Source organism: uncultured Lamprocystis sp., from assembly GCF_903933125.1.
GTDB lineage: Bacteria > Pseudomonadota > Gammaproteobacteria > Chromatiales > Chromatiaceae > Thiodictyon.
On record NZ_CAIZIZ010000156.1, the window covers coordinates 1 to 2,676 of the forward strand.

3 protein-coding genes and 1 pseudogene are annotated in these 2,676 nt (G+C 57.3%); all 4 read right to left on the minus strand.

From position 1 onward, the window contains the following. Positions 1 to 104 precede the first annotated feature (104 nt). Entirely contained in the window at positions 105 to 866 is a 762-nt protein-coding gene (locus tag QZY03_RS07685; protein ID WP_295579794.1) for a DUF4145 domain-containing protein, read from the minus strand. A gap of 279 nt (positions 867 to 1,145) precedes the next feature. Beyond that, positions 1,146 to 1,565, minus strand: a complete 420-nt coding sequence (locus QZY03_RS07690; RefSeq protein WP_295579796.1) for a type II toxin-antitoxin system VapC family toxin — start codon at positions 1,563 to 1,565, stop codon at positions 1,146 to 1,148. Further along, on the minus strand, positions 1,549 to 1,812 hold the full coding sequence (locus QZY03_RS07695; RefSeq protein ID WP_295579798.1) for a hypothetical protein: 264 nt from the start codon (positions 1,810 to 1,812) through the stop codon (positions 1,549 to 1,551). Before QZY03_RS07695 ends, QZY03_RS07690 begins: the two co-directional genes overlap by 17 nt. A gap of 83 nt (positions 1,813 to 1,895) precedes the next feature. Then, positions 1,896 to 2,676 (minus strand): annotated as a pseudogene (locus QZY03_RS07700) (hypothetical protein); the annotation flags it as partial.

The following is a 2,676-nucleotide window of genomic DNA, read 5'->3' on the forward strand; positions in this document are numbered from 1 at the left end:
GACCCTTGGTGTAGGGGCGGGTTTGAAACCCGCCCCTACGTCCGGTTATCACGTCCGAGGGCTATATCAGCCCATCACTGGCTCACGGCAGCCCCAAACCTGCTCTATATCCTTATAGGACCTTTATACTTGTTGATGCTCTTGGCAAGACTCCGTGGTCGTGCATGTCTACTAATAAAAATCTCTGCCAAAAGCAATTCCATCACCGTGTAGGCATGGAGAACGTCATCGCAGGACAATTTTTCTTCACTGTGACTTCCCGCATTCCCGATCCACTTTATGGCGAGAAATAAATCCTTTTCCTTTTCGTATCTTGGAGGCAGAAGGCCAATACGATCATGGAGGCGCACGATGTGCCTTTTTCCCTTGCTGTTATTATAGCGCCTGACCTTCAGACAGGTAAGTATGCGCTCCAAAGCTATGCGCAAATGATTCGCGGCAGATGGCGGATCAGCGAAGAACAGAGCGAATGATCGATCAATTTCAGAAGCCACGTCCAGCGGTGTTTCTTCAGGAACCCTAAAGACCTTTAGCCAAGGCGAAAAATATTGCGGCCAAAACGATGTCACATAAGATTCGCGAGGGCTGTCTGCCTGAAAATCCACATCCAAAGACAGCACACCGATACCGGTACTCGCTACAACCTCTTCGCATACTTCGTTGATGCATTCCAATAAGCAGCAATACACGTATTCACCGGAGTCGGGCTCGAATTGCGGATTAGCATGTTGCGTCCTTGATTTCTGAGTTTCCTCACAATGAACGGTATCCTTCTTTACCCTCAGACGACCTTTCTCGCACCGAGGACACAGGAAGCCTGTTAAACCAGATTCCTGGAAGGGTAATTTGTAGGGTTCTGTATCCACTAGAATTCACTCTTGATTTGAGAAGAATGGGACAAGCACGTAGGCTTAACTAATAAGGAAACTCCAAAGCGAGCACCTAGCCTTGAGTATATTTGGGTTCGCTTCTCACCTCAACCGATGGTCTCTAACGCCGAGATAGAACCATCACTGAAACGCGCGACCCATGCGTCAAACGCGCACTTGCTGGATGAGGTCTTTCCACTCCGGGCAGGATGGGGCCAGGTTCAAATAGTTCCAATAAAATCGCTCCGCTACCACATTCTGCCGATTGGCCGGCGATCAGGGTATAGGGTAAGCCGCAACCCGCACATCAGTCTGCGAAAAGTCACTCCCCTTGAACAGCAGCGGAACCTGCTCGCGGAACGCGAGGGCGTAAGAGAAGCAGTCGCCGAAGTTGAGCCCCGCCGGGTGCCGGCCTTTGCCGAAGCGCCGGAAACCCAGGGCCGCGGCATCGGCCAGGGACTCGTCCAACGGGACAGTCGCGATACGCTGCATGGCGAGCAGACGCTTGGCCCGCTCTACTCCGATATCGCCGAGCCGCGACTGGATGACCAGTAGCAGTTCGGTACGGTTGGGTGCACACAGGCCGATCCTGGCTGCGGCAGCCAGTACGGCCAAGAGATCGGCAGCCTCCGGCTCGCCAAGCAGGATAGCGGTCAGGGCACTGGTGTCGACGGCCAGATCAATCGCAATAGCCATCGGCGTTGTAGCCCAGAACCTGGTCGTCAGTACGCCGATCGAGTATCGGCAAGGTCCAGACTTCCGCCCTGAGCCAGTCGAGGCTTTCCTCGACCGAGGGCCTGCGCCCTCCATCGAGCGCGCCGTCCAGTCCCGACTGAAGGGTGACGATGGCTTCCTGCGCCATGGAGCGGCGGTGGTCGGCGGCGGCTTGCTTGAGCCGACCGTACAGGTCATCCGGGACGTTTCGCAAGACCAGGGTGGGCATATCACTTTCCTCGCAACGGCGATGCTGGCGCAAATGCTAGGGGCGATCCACTGCGCAAGCAACCAGATCTGATCCCTAAGCCGTCAGGCTGCGGCGTCCAAGGTCTCTGCGTCGTCACCGACCGCATGCCGTTCAAGCCGACCGTTATTCACCAACAGGGTCCATACCGTCCGCTCGGAGACACTGAAATGCTGGCCGGCGTCTTCGCGCGCTTGCTCTGAATAGTCGCCGTCCAGAAAGGCTTCCAGTGCCTCAAACGGGCACAGGAGCTCGGCGGCGAATGCACGCTGGAGCTTTTGTCGGTAGGTATGTGATCTGGTAGCCGGAATAATAGGCTCATCCAGGCCGCTCGCAATCCGGTCGCCAAGCAGGCGCGCCAGCTCGAATCGGCGACCCGTGGGATAGTGGGACCGGAGCGCGACACGCGCCGATCCGTGTGATTCGTCATCAAGCGCAAAGGCGAGTGGACTGGATTGTGTCGCTTGTTGCAGTATCACCGGTGAGACCGCGCAAAGCTCGGCAAGGCGCTGGTCCGGCAGCGGTTCGTACGCCAGTCCGTGCTGTTCACGCAGTGCGCGGGCGGCATGATAGCCCTGTCGCCAAGCCGGCTGAGTCGCGCGTCCACGCAGATCCAAGCCCGTGATGTGGGGGATGTCGGCGGGTCGCGTGGTACTGCCGAAATCAGTTGCCCAGGATTTGATCTCGGCAGCAGTGGGAAGGCTGCGACCGGGTCGATGGTCAGCCGAGAGTTCGATGATGGCGTCGTGCCCGAGAGCGCCGGCATCCGCGAGCAATTGCTGAACCTGGCCCGCATCACCCTCATCCGGATCGTACCCAAGGACAGCCTCCAATTCCCGTTGCGAA